The organism is Streptomyces sp. MBT65 (genome assembly GCF_016612545.1).
Classification (GTDB): domain Bacteria; phylum Actinomycetota; class Actinomycetes; order Streptomycetales; family Streptomycetaceae; genus Streptomyces.
The window spans coordinates 1-13,080 of sequence record NZ_JAENRY010000099.1 but is presented as its reverse complement, the minus strand read 5'-3'; the positions used below and the strand labels follow the sequence as shown (position 1 = coordinate 13,080).

Here is a 13,080-nt window from a genome sequence, read left to right as displayed (position 1 = left end):
CGGCCCCGGGGACCCGTGCGCACACGAAAGGCATTGGACAGGGGGCGCTGGCCAGAACTTTCGACGCAAGGGGCACTGAGCGATGGCAACAACGGACTACCCGACGTCCGTCTCCTACCGGGAGGTGACGGACCGTCACGGCCGCGTGTACCGCATCGGTGAATCCGATGTCGACCTCATGGGCCGCAGGCGCAAGTGGATGGTCGTCCTGCCCTGGGTGGGCATGATGGGCATCAGTTCCGCCGAGTACGCGTTCACGTCGGCGGAGGACACGCTCCACGACGCGCATCTGTGGAGCAGTGGGCACATCTTCTGGCTGATGGGCGTCTGGGTGTTCTTCCAGGCGGCCGTGGCCTTCCCCGCCGGGCAGTTGCGCGAGAGCGGCAGACTGCCCGCCCGTACGGCCATGTTGCTCGGCGCGCTCGGCACACTGCTGGGTTATCTGGCGCTGGCGTTCGCGCCGAACGTACTCGTGGCGTATCTGGGATTCGGCATGTGCAGCGGTATCGGCGCCGGTCTTGTGTATGCGACCTGCGTGAACATGGCCGGCAAGTGGTATCCGGAGCGCAAGGGCGGCAAGACGGGCTTCGTGAACGGCGGATTCGCCTACGGGTCCGTGCCGTTCGTGTTCCTGTTCACCTCGGTGCTGGACCTGGGCAACTACAAGGTGCTGCTGAGCCTGGTCGGCGTCGGACTGTGTCTGGTGGTGGCGTCGGCGGGCTGGTTCTTCCGCGATCCACCGAGGAACTGGTGGCCCGCGCACGTCGATCCCCTGAAGACGGCCCAAGACCCCAGGATCCGGCGGGCGTTGGAGAAGAACCCGCCGGCGATCAAGCAGTACACACCCAAGGAGGCCGCCCGTACCCCCGTGCTCTGGATGATGTGGTTCTGTCTGCTGTGCACGGCCGGCATCAACATCTTCGGCATCGCCTTCCAGGTGCCGTTCGGCAAGGACATGGGCTTCGCGGGTGGGATCGTGGCCACGGCGATGTCCCTGAAGGCGATCGTCAACGGCACCGGGCGCGGGGTCATCGGCTGGATCTCCGACCGTTTCGGCCGCCGCCACACGCTGATCATCGTATGCATTGTGCTGGGTACCGCCCAGTTCGGTGTGCTGGCCTCGGGCCAGATGGGCAGCATGCCGTTCTTCCTGTTCTGCTCCATGGTCTCGGGTTTCGGCGGCGGGGCGATCTTCCCGCTGTTCGCGGCCATGACGGCCGACTACTTCGGTGAGAACAACAACGCCAGCAACTACGGGATGGTCTACAGCTCGAAGCTGATCTCGGGGCTCGTCGGCTCCGGTCTGGGCGCGGTCGTCGTCGGTGAGTGGGACTACCACGGCGCGTTCGTCCTGGCCGGTTCCGTGGGCCTGGCCTCCGCGGTGCTGGCGCTCTTCCTCAAGGCTCCGGGCAGGCCCGACGCCCGGCGTATCGCCCCCAACCCGCACCCGCTCGGCGAGGAGATGGCGTGACATGACCGCAGATCCCATCACCACGAACGAATCCGGCGCCGCGAACCGTCCCTACCGTGAAGTGACCGACGCCAACGGCCGCGTCTACCGCGTCGGCGAGACCGACCGCGACATCCTCGGCCACTCGCGCAAGATCATGATCTATCTCCCCTGGATCGCCATGATGGCGATCAGTGTCTTCGAGTACGCGTACGGCTCCGCGGAGGACACCCTGTCCAGCGCGCACGGCTGGACGCAGAGCAACACCTTCTGGATCCTGAGCATTTGGGTCTTCTTCCAGGCCGGCATCGCCTTCCCGGCGGGCTGGATGCGGGAGAAGGGCATCCTCACGGCCCGCAAGGCGATGTACGCCGGCTCGGTCATGTGCGTCATCGGTTTTCTCGCGCTGTCCCACCTGGACGACGTGTGGCTGGCGATCATCGGCTTCGGCGTCATCGGCGGTGTCGGCGCCGGCCTGGTCTACGCGACCTGCATCAACATGGTCGGCAAGTGGTTCCCCGAACGGCGGGGCGCCCGCACCGGGTTCGTCAACGGCGGCTTCGCGTACGGTTCGCTGCCGTTCATCTTCATCTTCAACTACGCCTTCGACACCGGGAATTACCACCGGGTGCTGGATCTGATCGGGTGTTACATCCTGATCGTGGTGTTCGGGTGCGCGTTCTTCTTCAAGGACCCGCCGAAGAACTGGTGGCCCGCCGACATCGACCCGCTGACCTACGGCGGCAACGACAAGAGCGCGACGAGCCTCGCCAAGAACCCGCCTGCCGTACGGCAGTTCACCCCGAAGGAGGCCATCCGTACCGGCATGCTGCCGTTGATGTGGCTGTCGATCGTGCTGACCGCCGGGGTGTCGATCTTCGGGATCTCCTTCCAGGTCGACTTCGCCAAGGACGTCGGCTTCGGCCCGCTGGTGGCGGCCTCGTCGATGGGCGTGATGGCCGTCATCAACGGCATCGGCCGTGCGGTCGTCGGCTGGCTGTCCGACCTGTGGGGCCGCAAACTCACCCTGGTCTTCGTCATCCTGGTCCTGGGTCTCGCCCAGTTCGGCGTGATCTGGGCGGGCCATCTGCGCAGCGAGTGGCTGTTCCTGTTCTTCGCCTTCCTCTCCGGTTTCGGCGGCGGCGCGTTCTACCCGATGTTCGCCGCCCTGACCCCGGACTACTTCGGCGAGAACTTCAACGCCACCAACTACGGCCTGGTGTACAGCGGAAAGCTGATCAGCGGCCTGTTCGGCGGCGGTCTCGGCTCGATGGTGGTGGCGGCCTGGGGCTACAACGGCGCGTACGCGCTGGCCGGCGGAGTCTCGATGGTGGCGGCGGCGATCGCGCTCCTGCTGCGTCAACCCGGGCGCGGGGAAAGGGAGTCGGCGCCCGTTCCCCAACCACAGCCCGCGACCTGACCGTTCACCCCGCGGCACCGGCGCGGACCTGACCGGACCCGTCCGATGGCCCTCCTCTTTGCGGGAGGGCCATCACCTTCAGATCTGTTGGTGCGTCAGGAACCGTGTGGGGCTCAGGACTTCTCGAGCTCGTGGTACGACCGCCGGGTGTGCTCGGTGTGTTCACGCATCAGCAGACTGGCGCGCAGCTCGTCGCGCGCAGCGATCGCATCGATCAGGTGACGGTGCTCGATCCAGGACGTCAGACCGCGCTGACGGGCCACCGGCGTGTAGTACCAGCGGACCCGGCGGTCGACCTGCGCTGCGAGTTCGGCGAGGACGGCGTTGCCGGCCAGCTCCATGACCTTCGCGTGGAAGCGGGCGTTCATCGCGACGGCGGCGTCCACGTCGTCGGCGTCGACGGCTCGCTCGCCCTCCGCGCACAGCTCCTCCAGGACGGCGATCCCGGCGCTGCCCGCGTTGGCGGCGGCGAGCCGGGCGGCCTCGGCCTCCAACAGCGTGCGTACGGTGAGGAGTTGGTCGGCCTCCTCCTCCGTCGGCTCGTGCACGAACGCGCCCTGGGCGGGCCGCAGATCGACCCAGCCCTCGGTGTTGAGCCGCTGCAAGGCCTCCCGCACCGGCTGCCGGGACACCCCGAGATGTCCGGCGAGTTCGCTCTCGACGAGATGCTGACCGGGCTGCAGCGCGCGCGTGGTGATGAGTTCGAGCAGCGCCTCGTAGACACGGTCGCGCAGCGGGCCCGGGCGTTCGAGCTTGGGCACCGCCCCCTGCGGCAGTCCTTGCGACAACATCGCGGTCCCCCTCCTGGGCAACATCGGCATTTTGCGGACAGTAGCCAGCAGACAGTGGCCGTACGACCAAGTATCGATTGTCTATCGTCTACAGTCTACGGCGCACAGTAGCCAGAGGGTGCGGGAGTCGACCTCGTCACATCCGGAGTCGGACCTGAGCGGGTGCGCAGGTCACGGGCACCGGACGACCTGGCCGGCGTAGGACAGGTTCCCGCCGAAGCCGAAGAGCAGGACCGGGTCGCCGGTGCGGACGGCGCCCTGTTCGACGAGTTTCGAGAAGGCGAGGGGGATGCTGGCGGCGGAGGTGTTGCCCGATTGGATGACGTCGCGGGCGACGACCGCGTTGACGGCGCCGATCTTCTCGGCGAGGGGCTCGATGATGCGCAGGTTCGCCTGGTGGAGGACGACACCGGCGAGGTCGGCGGGGGTGAGTCCGGCCTTCTCGCAGGCCTTGCGGGCGATGGGCGGGAGCTGGGTGGTGGCCCAGCGGTAGACGCTCTGGCCCTCCTGCGCGAACCGCGGGGGCGTGCCCTCGATCCGTACCGCGTGCCCCATCTCGGGCACGGAGCCCCACAGCACCGGTCCGATGCCGGGTTCGTCGGCGGCCTCGACGACGGCGGCCCCCGCTCCGTCGCCGACGAGGACACAGGTCGTACGGTCGCTCCAGTCGGTGACCTCGGACATCTTGTCGGCGCCGATGACCAGGGCGCGTACGGCCGCTCCCGCGCGGACGGCGTGGTCGGCGGTGGCCAGGGCGTGGGTGAAGCCGGCGCACACGACGTTGATGTCCATGGCGGCGGGCGACGGGATGCCGAGGCGGGCGGCGACGCGGGCGGCCATGTTCGGGGAGCGGTCGATGGCCGTGGAGGTGGCGACGAGGACCAGGTCGATGTCCCCGGGCGTCAGTCCTGCGGCGGCGAGGGCCTTTGCGGCGGCGTGCGCGGCCAGCTCGTCGACGGGTTCGTCGGGCCCGGCGATGTGGCGGGTCTTGATGCCGACCCGGGAGGTGATCCACTCGTGGCTGGTGTCGACCATGCCCGCCAGGTCCTCGTTGGTGAGTACCTTGGCGGGCTGGTAGTGGCCGACGGCGGCGATCCGCGTGCCGTTCATTGGGTGGTCCCCCTCGTTGCCTTGGGTAGCGGGATCAACCAGTCTTGCCAGTGACTCGCGGGTACGGCGGCAGGTGATGCCACAGGAAACTGCCGTCCGGGTTGTCGGCTTCTGTCATCCGTCCTGCGGTCGACGGTATGCACCGGACATTCAGCCGGTGAACAGCTGCTTCGCCTTGAGGATCAGTTCGTACAGGCCGTACACGAGTGGTGCGCCCACCCATAGCCAGGCGAACGCGATCAGTGGCCGTCGGTCAGGCGGACTCTGACTGCTGTCGTTCGACATCGGCGGCCTCCCTCGGGGCGGGGATGTGGTGGCGGGCGGCGACGGGCCGGACGAGTTCGTTGGCGACGAACCCGATGACAAGCAGCCCGATCATGATGATGAAGGACGTGTCGTAGAGCGAGGCGCCGTGTTTGCCGGCGTCCTTCTGGTGGTCGGCGATCCAGTTCACGATCAGCGGGCCGAGGACACCGGCCAGGGACCAGGCGGTGAGCAGCCGGCCGTGGATCGCGCCGACCTGGTAGGTGCCGAAGAGGTCCTTCAGGTAGGCGGGCACGGTCGCGAACCCGCCGCCGTAGAAGGAGAGGATCACCAGGGCGCACAGGATGAACAGGGGTTTCGAGGAGTCGCCGAACAGCGCGATGAGCGCGTACATGACCGCGCCGACGCCGAGGTAGACGCGGTAGATGTTCTTGCGGCCGATCAGGTCGGAGGTCGACGACCAGCCGATACGGCCCGCCATGTTGGCCGCGGAGAGCAGCGCGACGAAGCCGGCGGCGGCCGACACCGTGACCGGTGTGGAGGTGTCCGCGAAGAAGTCCGTGATCATCGGGGCGGCCTTCTCCAGGATGCCGATGCCCGCGGTCACGTTCATGCACAGGACGACCCACAGGCACCAGAACTGCGGTGTGCGTACGGCGCTGTTGGCGGAGACCTGCACGCCGGAGAGGGCGCTGGGGGTGTTCGTCGTAGTCGTCGCGTTCGGTGTGTCCTTGAGGTCCTCGGTGCGTGGCACCCGGACGAGCAGCACGCCGAGTGTCATGAAGACCGCATACGAAAGACCGAGTACGAGGAACGCCTGGGCGATGCCGGTGTTGTCGGAGCCGAACGACTTCAGCATCTGGGCCGTCCACGGGGAGGCGATGAGCGCGCCGCCGCCGAAGCCCATGATGGCGATGCCGGTGGCCATGCCGGGCCGGTCCGGGAACCACTTGATCAGGGTCGAGACCGGTGAGATGTAGCCGATGCCGAGGCCGATCCCGCCGACGAAGCCGTAGCCGAGGACGATCAGCCAGAACTGCTTCGTCTCCGCTCCCAGCGCGGAGATCAGGAAGCCGGAGGAGAAGCAGACGAGGGCGACGGTCATCGCCCAGCGCGGGCCGTTGCGTTCGACCAAGGTGCCGCCGAACGCGGCCGACAGGCCGAGCATGACGATCGCGAGCTGGAAGGGCAGCGCGCTCTGCGTGCCGCTGAGGTTCAGTGAGGATTCGAGCGGCGGCTTGAAGACGCTCCAGGCGTAGGCCTGGCCGATGGAGAGGTGCACCGAGAGGGCGGCGGGCGGAACCAGCCAACGGCTCCACGCCGGGGGTGCGACTGGGGGACTCATGATCCCGGACGGTAGGGAGTGACAAGGGAGTTGAGAAGGCGGCGCGTCGACCGTATGCGATGAGCGGTATGCAGAGTGCGCCGAACGGTCGGCGCGGAGTTCCCGCGCCGGTGCACCGCCCCCCGTTGTCGCATGGCAGGTGGGTGGGACGAGCCGGGTGGGACACAGTGCCGGGTGCGGGCGCCTCGGCGGAGGCTGCGTTGGTCGGCGTGGAGGACGAAGTGCCGTACAGGAATGGCGTGTTGGGGGGGGAAAGCCGACGCGGATCTCGCGTCCTCAGGCGGATCCGGGCGCGCCGGCGCCGACCGTCCCCGGCGGCGCCGTGCCGCCCCCGCCGGAGGTGTGGGTCCAGCTGGCGAGGATGTCGAGGGCCTCCGCGGAGGGCGAGGCCGGTTCGGGGGTGAGGACGGTGAGGTTCTGGTCGGGGTCGCCCTCGACGGCCAGGACGACGTAGTCGAGGGTGAGGTCGCCGACCAGCGGGTGGTGGAGGCGTTTGGTGCCGGTGGTGTGGGCGAGGACGTCGTGGTCGGCCCACATACGGCGGAAGACCTCGCTGTGCACGGACAACTCGCCGATCAGTTCGGTGAGTTGGGGGTCGTCGGGGTGGCGTCCGGCGTACAGGTGCAGGGTGGCCACGCAGTCTCCGGCGGCCGTGTCCCAGTAGTCGGCGTACAGGGCGCGGGCGGCCTCGTCGAGGAAGACGTAGCGGGCGAAGTTGCGCTCGCGGTGGGGCCGGTCCTGGAAGTCGGTGAAGAGGGCGTAGCCGAGCCGGTTGGCGGCCAGCACGTCCATGCGCCGGCCCAGGACGATCGCGGGAGCGGCGAGTGAGTCCAGCGCCTGGTACACGACCGGGTGCACCCGCTGCGGGCTGAGCGGCCGACCGCGGCGGGAGCGGGTCGTCGTGGGCTGGGCCAGGTCGAAGAGGTGGGCGCGTTCGGTGTCGTCGAGCCGCAGGGCGCGGGCGACGGCCTCCAGTACGGCGTCGGAGACGCCCTGCGTCCGGCCGCGTTCCAGGCGGACGTAGTAGTCGACGCTCACCCCGGCGAGCTGGGCGACCTCCTCGCGGCGCAGCCCCGGTACCCGACGGACGCCCGGGTGCGGGGCGAGTCCTGCCTGTTCGGGGGTGACGCGGGCCCGGCGGGTGCGCAGGAACTCGCGGATCTCGGTGCTGCGGTCCATGGGTCCACCGTACGGCCGACCGGACCCGTGGGCTGTGCGGAAAGGGGTACTGCCGGACCCCCGGTGGAGGGGTGCCCGTTATGGCGGCCCGGACCTGGTCGGCGGGTGGTTGCCTGGATCACGGGCCCACCGCACCGCATCCCCAGCCCACAGAACAGGACACCCCCCATGAGTTCCCCGACCGCATCGAGACTGGCCGGCACCGTCGCGCTCGTCACCGGCGCGAGCAACGGTATCGGCGCCGCCACCGCCCGTCGGCTGGCCGAGCACGGCGCCTCCGTAGCCCTCGTGGCCCGCCGCAAGGACCGGCTGGACGACCTCGCCGCCGAGATCGAGAAGGCGGGCGGCACCGCGCTCGCGGTGGAGGCGGACATCACCGACCGTGCCCGGGCCGAAGCCGCCGTCCAGCGGTCCGTCGAGCACTTCGGACGACTGGACACCCTCGTCAACAACGCCGGCCTGATGCTCCTGGGCCCGGTCGTCGGCGCGGACGCCGAGGAGTGGGACCGGATGATCGCCGTCAACATCCAGGGCCTGCTCCACACCACCCGCGCCGCCCTCCCGCACCTGCTCACGGCGGCCGACGAGGGTCCGCGCCGGGTCGCCGACATCGTCAACATCAGCTCGATCGCCGGCCGTGTGGCGTGGAACGGATACGGCGTCTACAACCTCACCAAGTTCGGCGTGAACGGGTTCACCGAGTCCCTGCGCCAGGAGGTCACCCGGCGGCACGTGCGCGTCGGCGTCCTCGAACCGGGCGGTGTGGACACCGAGTTGGGCTCGCACAACGACCACAAGCCCGAGGTCCGCGAAGCGATCGGCGCCTTCTACGAGCAGACCGAGGTCCTCGCCCCCGACGACGTCGCCGACGGTGTCGCCTACATGGTCACCCGGCCCCGCCACGCCTCCGTCGGCGAGCTGTGGATCATGCCCACCGACCAGGCCTGACACCTCCCCCCTCACCCCTGTCCCGGTCACCCGCCGGGACGCCGCACGGCCCCGTCGCACACCACCGGGTGCCCGATCGCGGCATCTGAAAGGAACCCCTCATGAGCAAGGTCATTCTCGTCACCGGTGCCGGACGCGGTCTGGGCACGGACATCGTCCGCGAGGCCCTCGCCGCCGGTCACCAGGTCGTCGCCACCGGCCGCCGCCCCGATCAGGTCGAGCAGGCGCTGGGCGGACCCCGGGACGATCTGCTGGTCACCAAGCTGGACGTCACCAGCCCGGAGGATGCCGAGGCCGCCGCGCAGGCCGCCGTCGACCGCTTCGGCCGCATCGACGTCCTCGTCAACAACGCCGGCAACTTCTTCGCCGGATACTTCGAGGAGATCACCCCCGAACAGATGCGCCAGCAGTTCGAGACCAACCTCTTCGGCCCGATGAACGTCACCCGCGCCGTCCTGCCCGTCCTGCGCAGGCAGCGTGCCGGGCACGTGATCACGCTCTCCTCCTCCGCCGGCCTGATCGGCCAGGAGTTCTGCGTCGCGTACGCCGCCTCCAAGTTCGGCGTGGAGGGCTGGATGGAGTCGCTGCGCTACGACGTCGAGCCCTACGGCATCCACACCACGGTCGTGGAGCCCGGCTTCTTCCGCACCGAACTCCTCGTGGACGCCTCCACCACCTGGCCGGAGCCGACCATCGACGACTACGCCGAGCGCACCGCGGCCACCGTCGCGGCCTGGAAGAGCATGAACGGCCGACAGACCGGCGACCCGGCCAAGCTCGCCCGTGCCCTGTTGGCCGTCGCCGACCAGGAGAAGCCGCTGCTGCGCTTCGTCGCCGGCGCCGACGCCATCGAAGGCGTCGAAGTCAAGGCCCGGGAACTCCTCGCCCAGGCCCAGGAATCCCGCCGACTCGGTGACGACCTGGCGTACGACGACACCGAGGGCTGAACGCCGCGTACGCAGGAGAGGGACACGCATCGGGCGGGCCTCGTCCGCCCGATGACCGCTGGGCGTCACACCTGTATGCGGTCTCCGCATGTATGCAGTCTCCGCGCAGACCCTTGCCGACCCATCCTCCATACTGTAGACAATATTTCGTCGACACTGCGCAGTGTCCGTATGTGGGATCCACATACGGCATCCGTATATGGCATCCACGCTCGGTATCCACCTCCGCGGTACTCCCTCGACCGAACGGAGAGTCTCCGGTGAAAGTCGCAGTTCTCGGCGCCGGCGCGATCGGCGCCTATGTCGGCGCCTCGCTCCACCGTGCGGGCGCCGATGTACATCTCGTCGCCCGTGGACCGCATCTCGCGGCCATGAGGCAGCACGGCGTCCACGTACTCAGCCCGCGCGGCGACTTCACCGTCCGCGCCCATGCCACCGACGACCCGGCCGAGATCGGCCCGGTCGACTTCGTCCTCCTCGGTCTGAAAGCCAACTCGTACGCGGCGTGCGGGCCGCTGATCGAGCCCCTGCTGCACGACACCACGGCGATCGTGGCGGCCCAGAACGGCATCCCCTGGTGGTACTTCCACGCACACGGCGGCCCCTACGACGGGCAGCGCGTCGAGAGCGTGGACCCGGACGGCGCGGTCAGTGCGGTGCTCGCTCCCGAACGGGCCGTCGGCTGTGTCGTCTACGCGGCAACCGAGTTGGCGGGACCGGGAGTTGTCCGCCATCTCGAGGGCACCCGGTTCTCGATCGGGGAGCCCGACCGGAGCGTCTCGGCGCGATGTCTCGCCCTGAGCGAGGCCATGCGGGCGGGCGGGTTGAAGTGCCCGGTGGAACCGGATCTGCGCAACGACATCTGGCTCAAGCTGCTCGGCAACATCTCCTTCAACCCGATCAGCGCGCTGGCCCGCGCGACGATGCGGCAGATGTGCCTGCACGGGGGCACCCGCAAGGTCATCGAGACGATGATGACCGAGACGCTGTCCGTCGCCGAGGCCCTGGGCTGCGAGGTGGGTGTCTCCATCGAGCGGCGGCTCGCGGGCGCGGAGCGCGTCGGCGACCACCGCACCTCGACGCTCCAGGATCTGGAGCGCGGCAAGCCGCTCGAACTCGACGTACTCCTCGCGGCGGTGGTCGAGTTGGCGGAGATCACCGGTGTGGAGGTGCCCACCCTGCGCACCGTGCACGCCATCTCCGACCTGCTCGCGCTGAGGAGTGCCGCATGAGGGGTGCCGTGCGGGTCGTACGAGTCGCCGTACGGGCAGACGCGGGTGGGCCGTCGGCTCGCTTCGCACGTGCAGGACAATGAAGGCGTGAGGGGCACCTCCGCAGCAAGGGCCGTTTCGGCTGCCAGCACGTACAGAACCGGGGCTGATCAGGACATGGGACGAGTCACGGAACGACGCAAGGTGATCCGGATCCGGGACGGCGCGGTCTCCACCCGCCCGGACACGCTCGTCGCCGAGGAACCCCTGGAGATCCGGCTCAACGGCAAGCCGCTCGCGATCACCATGCGCACGCCGGGCGACGACTTCGCACTCGCGGCCGGGTTCCTGGTCAGCGAAGGTGTACTGGCGAACGCATACGATCTGCAGAACATCGTGTACTGCGCTGGGGCGACAGTCGACGGTTCGAACTCGTACAACGTGGTGGACGTACGGACCGCTCCGGACGTGGTGATTCCGGACATCACGTTGGAGCGGAACGTGTATACGACGTCCTCGTGCGGTCTGTGCGGCAAGGCGAGCCTGGACGCGGTCCGTACGACGGCACGCTGGCCCATCGCCGACACTCCCCCGGTCCGTGTCGAGCCCGCACTGCTCGCGAGCCTCCCCGACCGGCTGCGCACGGCCCAGCGGGTCTTCGACCGGACCGGGGGTCTGCACGCGGCGGCCCTGTTCAGCGAGGAGGGCGAACTGCTGGACATCCGGGAGGACGTGGGCCGGCACAACGCGGTCGACAAGCTGGTCGGCCGGGCCCTGCAGAACGGTGACCTGCCGCTGTCCCGGGTGATCCTGCTGGTCTCGGGCCGGGCCTCCTTCGAGCTGGCGCAGAAGGCCGTGATGGCGGGGATCCCGCTGCTGGCGGCGGTGTCGGCGCCCTCGTCACTGGCCGTGGACCTCGCGGCGGAGACAGGCCTGACCCTGGTGGGCTTCCTGCGGGGCAGCAACATGAACGTGTACGCGGGCGAGGACCGCATCGCCCTGCGGGCCGCGGCCGCCCAGGGCTGAGCCCCCGCCCCGCGTCACGGCGGCGGGGCCCCGACCGGCGGGGAGCGCCCCCTGCGCCGCAGGGGCCCCGCCTCAGTCGTACGACCCCACGAAGACGGCCCCCTGCCTGGTCGTGTGGGCCTTGCGTTCCGGTGCCCGCGCCTGCCTGGACACCCGGTTGTGGGCTGCGTACACGGCCACTGCGGGTCGGCGTGATCGTCCCAGGTGTGGTCCCGCCCGAGGGCGAAGCCCAGCCCCACCCGGCACCGCGAACCGCCCGGCGCCAAGCCTGCCTCAGTCGCCCGCCCCGAAGCGCACCTCCACCGCCGTCACCACCGAGCCCAGTCGCGGGAAGTCGAGCCTGACCGACGCCTGGTGCTCGGCCGCGGTGAGTGCGCTCAAGGCGTCCTCGACGAAGACGAGTTGATAGCCCAGGTCGCCGGCGGCGCGGGCGGTGGACTCCACACCGAGGTTGGTGGCGATCCCGCCGAACACCAGGGTGTCGATGCCCCGTTCACGCAGGCTCTCGTCAAGTCCCGTGCCCTGGAAGCCGCCGATCGTCCGCTTCACGATCTCCACGTCCCCGTCCCGGAACAGCCCGGCGGCGAGTCCACTGCCGGCGGGCTGCTCGGCGATGCCAGGACGTTCGACCCGGATCAGGACGACGAGCGCGCCGGCGGAGCGGAAGCCGGCCGCCAACTCCTCGGCCACGGCGAGGACTTCGGTGCCCTTGTGCGGTTCGAGCGGCAGCGCGACGATGCGGTCCATCAGGTCGACGAGGACCAGCGCGGTGCGCTCGGGGTCGAGGGCGAGCCGGGGTTCGGGGGTCTGCGGTGGGGTCATGACGGAACGTTAGCCGCCGTCAGCCGTCCGTACCGGAGATCCGGATCAACAGGCCCATGAACTGGTCGCGTTCGGCCGCCGACAGCGGGGCGAGGAGCTGCTCGTTGGCCTCGCGGGCCGCCTTCTCGCAGCGTTTCAGCAGCCGTGCGCCCTCGGTCGTGAGCGACACGGCGTTCTTGCGGCGGTCCTTCGGGTCGGGCTCCCGTACGACCAGGTGCGCGGCCTGGAGGTCGTTGAGGACGCCGACCAGATCCTTGGGATCGAGCCCGACAGAGCGGCCGAGATCGGCCTGGGCAACGGGCGCGAGGTCACGGACGGCGGAGAGCACCACGTGGTGCCACATCTTCAGACCCTCGGCGGCCAGGGCATCGGCGACGAGCGCCCGCCCGCGGGCGGCTGCCCGGCCGAGGAGCCAGCTGGGAAGGGAGCGGATCGCGGCGAGGGGTGCGGGGAGCGGTGCTTCGGCCATGTGTGCAGCCTAGCGAAAAGTCATTGGACTTCCCAACGAAACCGTGAATATCATGGGGACTCCCAACGATTCCCGACGCTCGCCCCTCACTCCGGCCC

The 13,080-nt window shown here is 69.4% G+C and carries 13 protein-coding genes; 6 read left to right on the top strand and 7 right to left on the bottom strand.

The window, feature by feature from the left end; all coding sequences use genetic code 11:
- Positions 1-82: 82 nt before the first annotated feature.
- A complete protein-coding gene (locus JHN63_RS22980; RefSeq protein WP_200683284.1) occupies positions 83-1,471 on the top strand; it encodes an OFA family MFS transporter in 1,389 nt (462 codons plus the stop codon).
- 1 nt (position 1,472) lies between these two features.
- Positions 1,473-2,870 carry an OFA family MFS transporter gene (locus tag JHN63_RS22975; RefSeq protein WP_200683283.1) on the top strand — a complete coding sequence of 466 codons (1,398 nt, stop codon included), beginning with the start codon at positions 1,473-1,475 and terminating at the stop codon, positions 2,868-2,870.
- A gap of 113 nt (positions 2,871-2,983) precedes the next feature.
- Here JHN63_RS22975 and JHN63_RS22970 read toward each other — a convergent pair whose 3' ends face one another.
- From JHN63_RS22970 to JHN63_RS22955, 5 genes are all read right to left on the bottom strand, one after another.
- Positions 2,984-3,661: a GntR family transcriptional regulator gene (locus tag JHN63_RS22970; RefSeq protein ID WP_200683281.1), complete on the bottom strand. Its 678-nt coding sequence runs from the start codon at positions 3,659-3,661 to the stop codon at positions 2,984-2,986.
- A 171-nt stretch (positions 3,662-3,832) separates the two neighbouring features.
- Complete coding sequence (locus JHN63_RS22965; RefSeq protein ID WP_200683279.1) at positions 3,833-4,771, bottom strand: beta-ketoacyl-ACP synthase III; 939 nt, start codon at positions 4,769-4,771, stop codon at positions 3,833-3,835.
- Between the two features lie 150 nt (positions 4,772-4,921).
- Positions 4,922-5,056, bottom strand: a complete 135-nt coding sequence (locus JHN63_RS53995) for a hypothetical protein (RefSeq protein ID WP_019073074.1) — start codon at positions 5,054-5,056, stop codon at positions 4,922-4,924.
- Positions 5,025-6,380: an OFA family MFS transporter gene (locus tag JHN63_RS22960; protein WP_200683277.1), complete on the bottom strand. Its 1,356-nt coding sequence runs from the start codon at positions 6,378-6,380 to the stop codon at positions 5,025-5,027. The genes JHN63_RS53995 and JHN63_RS22960 overlap by 32 nt, the downstream gene beginning before the upstream one ends.
- Positions 6,381-6,656: 276 nt before the next feature.
- Complete coding sequence (locus JHN63_RS22955) at positions 6,657-7,559, bottom strand: helix-turn-helix transcriptional regulator (protein ID WP_200683275.1); 903 nt, start codon at positions 7,557-7,559, stop codon at positions 6,657-6,659.
- A 168-nt stretch (positions 7,560-7,727) separates the two neighbouring features.
- On the opposite strand from JHN63_RS22955, the gene JHN63_RS22950 reads away from it, so the two are divergent.
- The 4 genes from JHN63_RS22950 to fdhD all read left to right on the top strand — a co-directional run bounded on the left by JHN63_RS22950 (position 7,728) and on the right by fdhD (position 11,691).
- Positions 7,728-8,507: an SDR family NAD(P)-dependent oxidoreductase gene (locus tag JHN63_RS22950; protein ID WP_200683273.1), complete on the top strand. Its 780-nt coding sequence runs from the start codon at positions 7,728-7,730 to the stop codon at positions 8,505-8,507.
- A gap of 101 nt (positions 8,508-8,608) precedes the next feature.
- A complete protein-coding gene (locus JHN63_RS22945) occupies positions 8,609-9,454 on the top strand; it encodes an SDR family oxidoreductase (RefSeq protein WP_200683265.1) in 846 nt (281 codons plus the stop codon).
- A 260-nt stretch (positions 9,455-9,714) separates the two neighbouring features.
- Positions 9,715-10,686: a 2-dehydropantoate 2-reductase gene (locus JHN63_RS22940; RefSeq protein WP_200683263.1), complete on the top strand. Its 972-nt coding sequence runs from the start codon at positions 9,715-9,717 to the stop codon at positions 10,684-10,686.
- A 156-nt stretch (positions 10,687-10,842) separates the two neighbouring features.
- On the top strand, positions 10,843-11,691 hold the full coding sequence (gene fdhD / locus JHN63_RS22935; protein WP_200683261.1) for a formate dehydrogenase accessory sulfurtransferase FdhD: 849 nt from the start codon (positions 10,843-10,845) through the stop codon (positions 11,689-11,691).
- A gap of 273 nt (positions 11,692-11,964) precedes the next feature.
- Here fdhD and JHN63_RS22930 read toward each other — a convergent pair whose 3' ends face one another.
- Positions 11,965-12,513, bottom strand: coding sequence for an isochorismatase family protein (locus tag JHN63_RS22930; RefSeq protein WP_200683259.1), 549 nt, complete (start codon positions 12,511-12,513; stop codon positions 11,965-11,967).
- Positions 12,514-12,532: 19 nt separating this feature from the next.
- Positions 12,533-12,982, bottom strand: coding sequence for a MarR family winged helix-turn-helix transcriptional regulator (locus JHN63_RS22925; RefSeq protein ID WP_200683252.1), 450 nt, complete (start codon positions 12,980-12,982; stop codon positions 12,533-12,535).
- Between the last annotated feature and the right edge of the window lie 98 nt (positions 12,983-13,080).

What these genes read in the sequence shown, in the direction of transcription:
- JHN63_RS22950 (WP_200683273.1), top strand. Translation starts at nt 7,728, where the DNA reads ATGAGTTCCCCGACCGCATCGAGACTGGCCGGCACCGTCGCGCTCGTC.
- JHN63_RS53995 (WP_019073074.1), bottom strand. Translation starts at nt 5,056, where the DNA reads ATGTCGAACGACAGCAGTCAGAGTCCGCCTGACCGACGGCCACTGATC.
- JHN63_RS22970 (WP_200683281.1), bottom strand. Translation starts at nt 3,661, where the DNA reads ATGTTGTCGCAAGGACTGCCGCAGGGGGCGGTGCCCAAGCTCGAACGC.
- fdhD (WP_200683261.1), top strand. Translation starts at nt 10,843, where the DNA reads ATGGGACGAGTCACGGAACGACGCAAGGTGATCCGGATCCGGGACGGC.
- JHN63_RS22980 (WP_200683284.1), top strand. Translation starts at nt 83, where the DNA reads ATGGCAACAACGGACTACCCGACGTCCGTCTCCTACCGGGAGGTGACG.
- JHN63_RS22965 (WP_200683279.1), bottom strand. Translation starts at nt 4,771, where the DNA reads ATGAACGGCACGCGGATCGCCGCCGTCGGCCACTACCAGCCCGCCAAG.
- JHN63_RS22975 (WP_200683283.1), top strand. Translation starts at nt 1,473, where the DNA reads ATGACCGCAGATCCCATCACCACGAACGAATCCGGCGCCGCGAACCGT.
- JHN63_RS22960 (WP_200683277.1), bottom strand. Translation starts at nt 6,380, where the DNA reads ATGAGTCCCCCAGTCGCACCCCCGGCGTGGAGCCGTTGGCTGGTTCCG.
- JHN63_RS22925 (WP_200683252.1), bottom strand. Translation starts at nt 12,982, where the DNA reads ATGGCCGAAGCACCGCTCCCCGCACCCCTCGCCGCGATCCGCTCCCTT.
- JHN63_RS22955 (WP_200683275.1), bottom strand. Translation starts at nt 7,559, where the DNA reads ATGGACCGCAGCACCGAGATCCGCGAGTTCCTGCGCACCCGCCGGGCC.
- JHN63_RS22945 (WP_200683265.1), top strand. Translation starts at nt 8,609, where the DNA reads ATGAGCAAGGTCATTCTCGTCACCGGTGCCGGACGCGGTCTGGGCACG.
- JHN63_RS22930 (WP_200683259.1), bottom strand. Translation starts at nt 12,513, where the DNA reads ATGACCCCACCGCAGACCCCCGAACCCCGGCTCGCCCTCGACCCCGAG.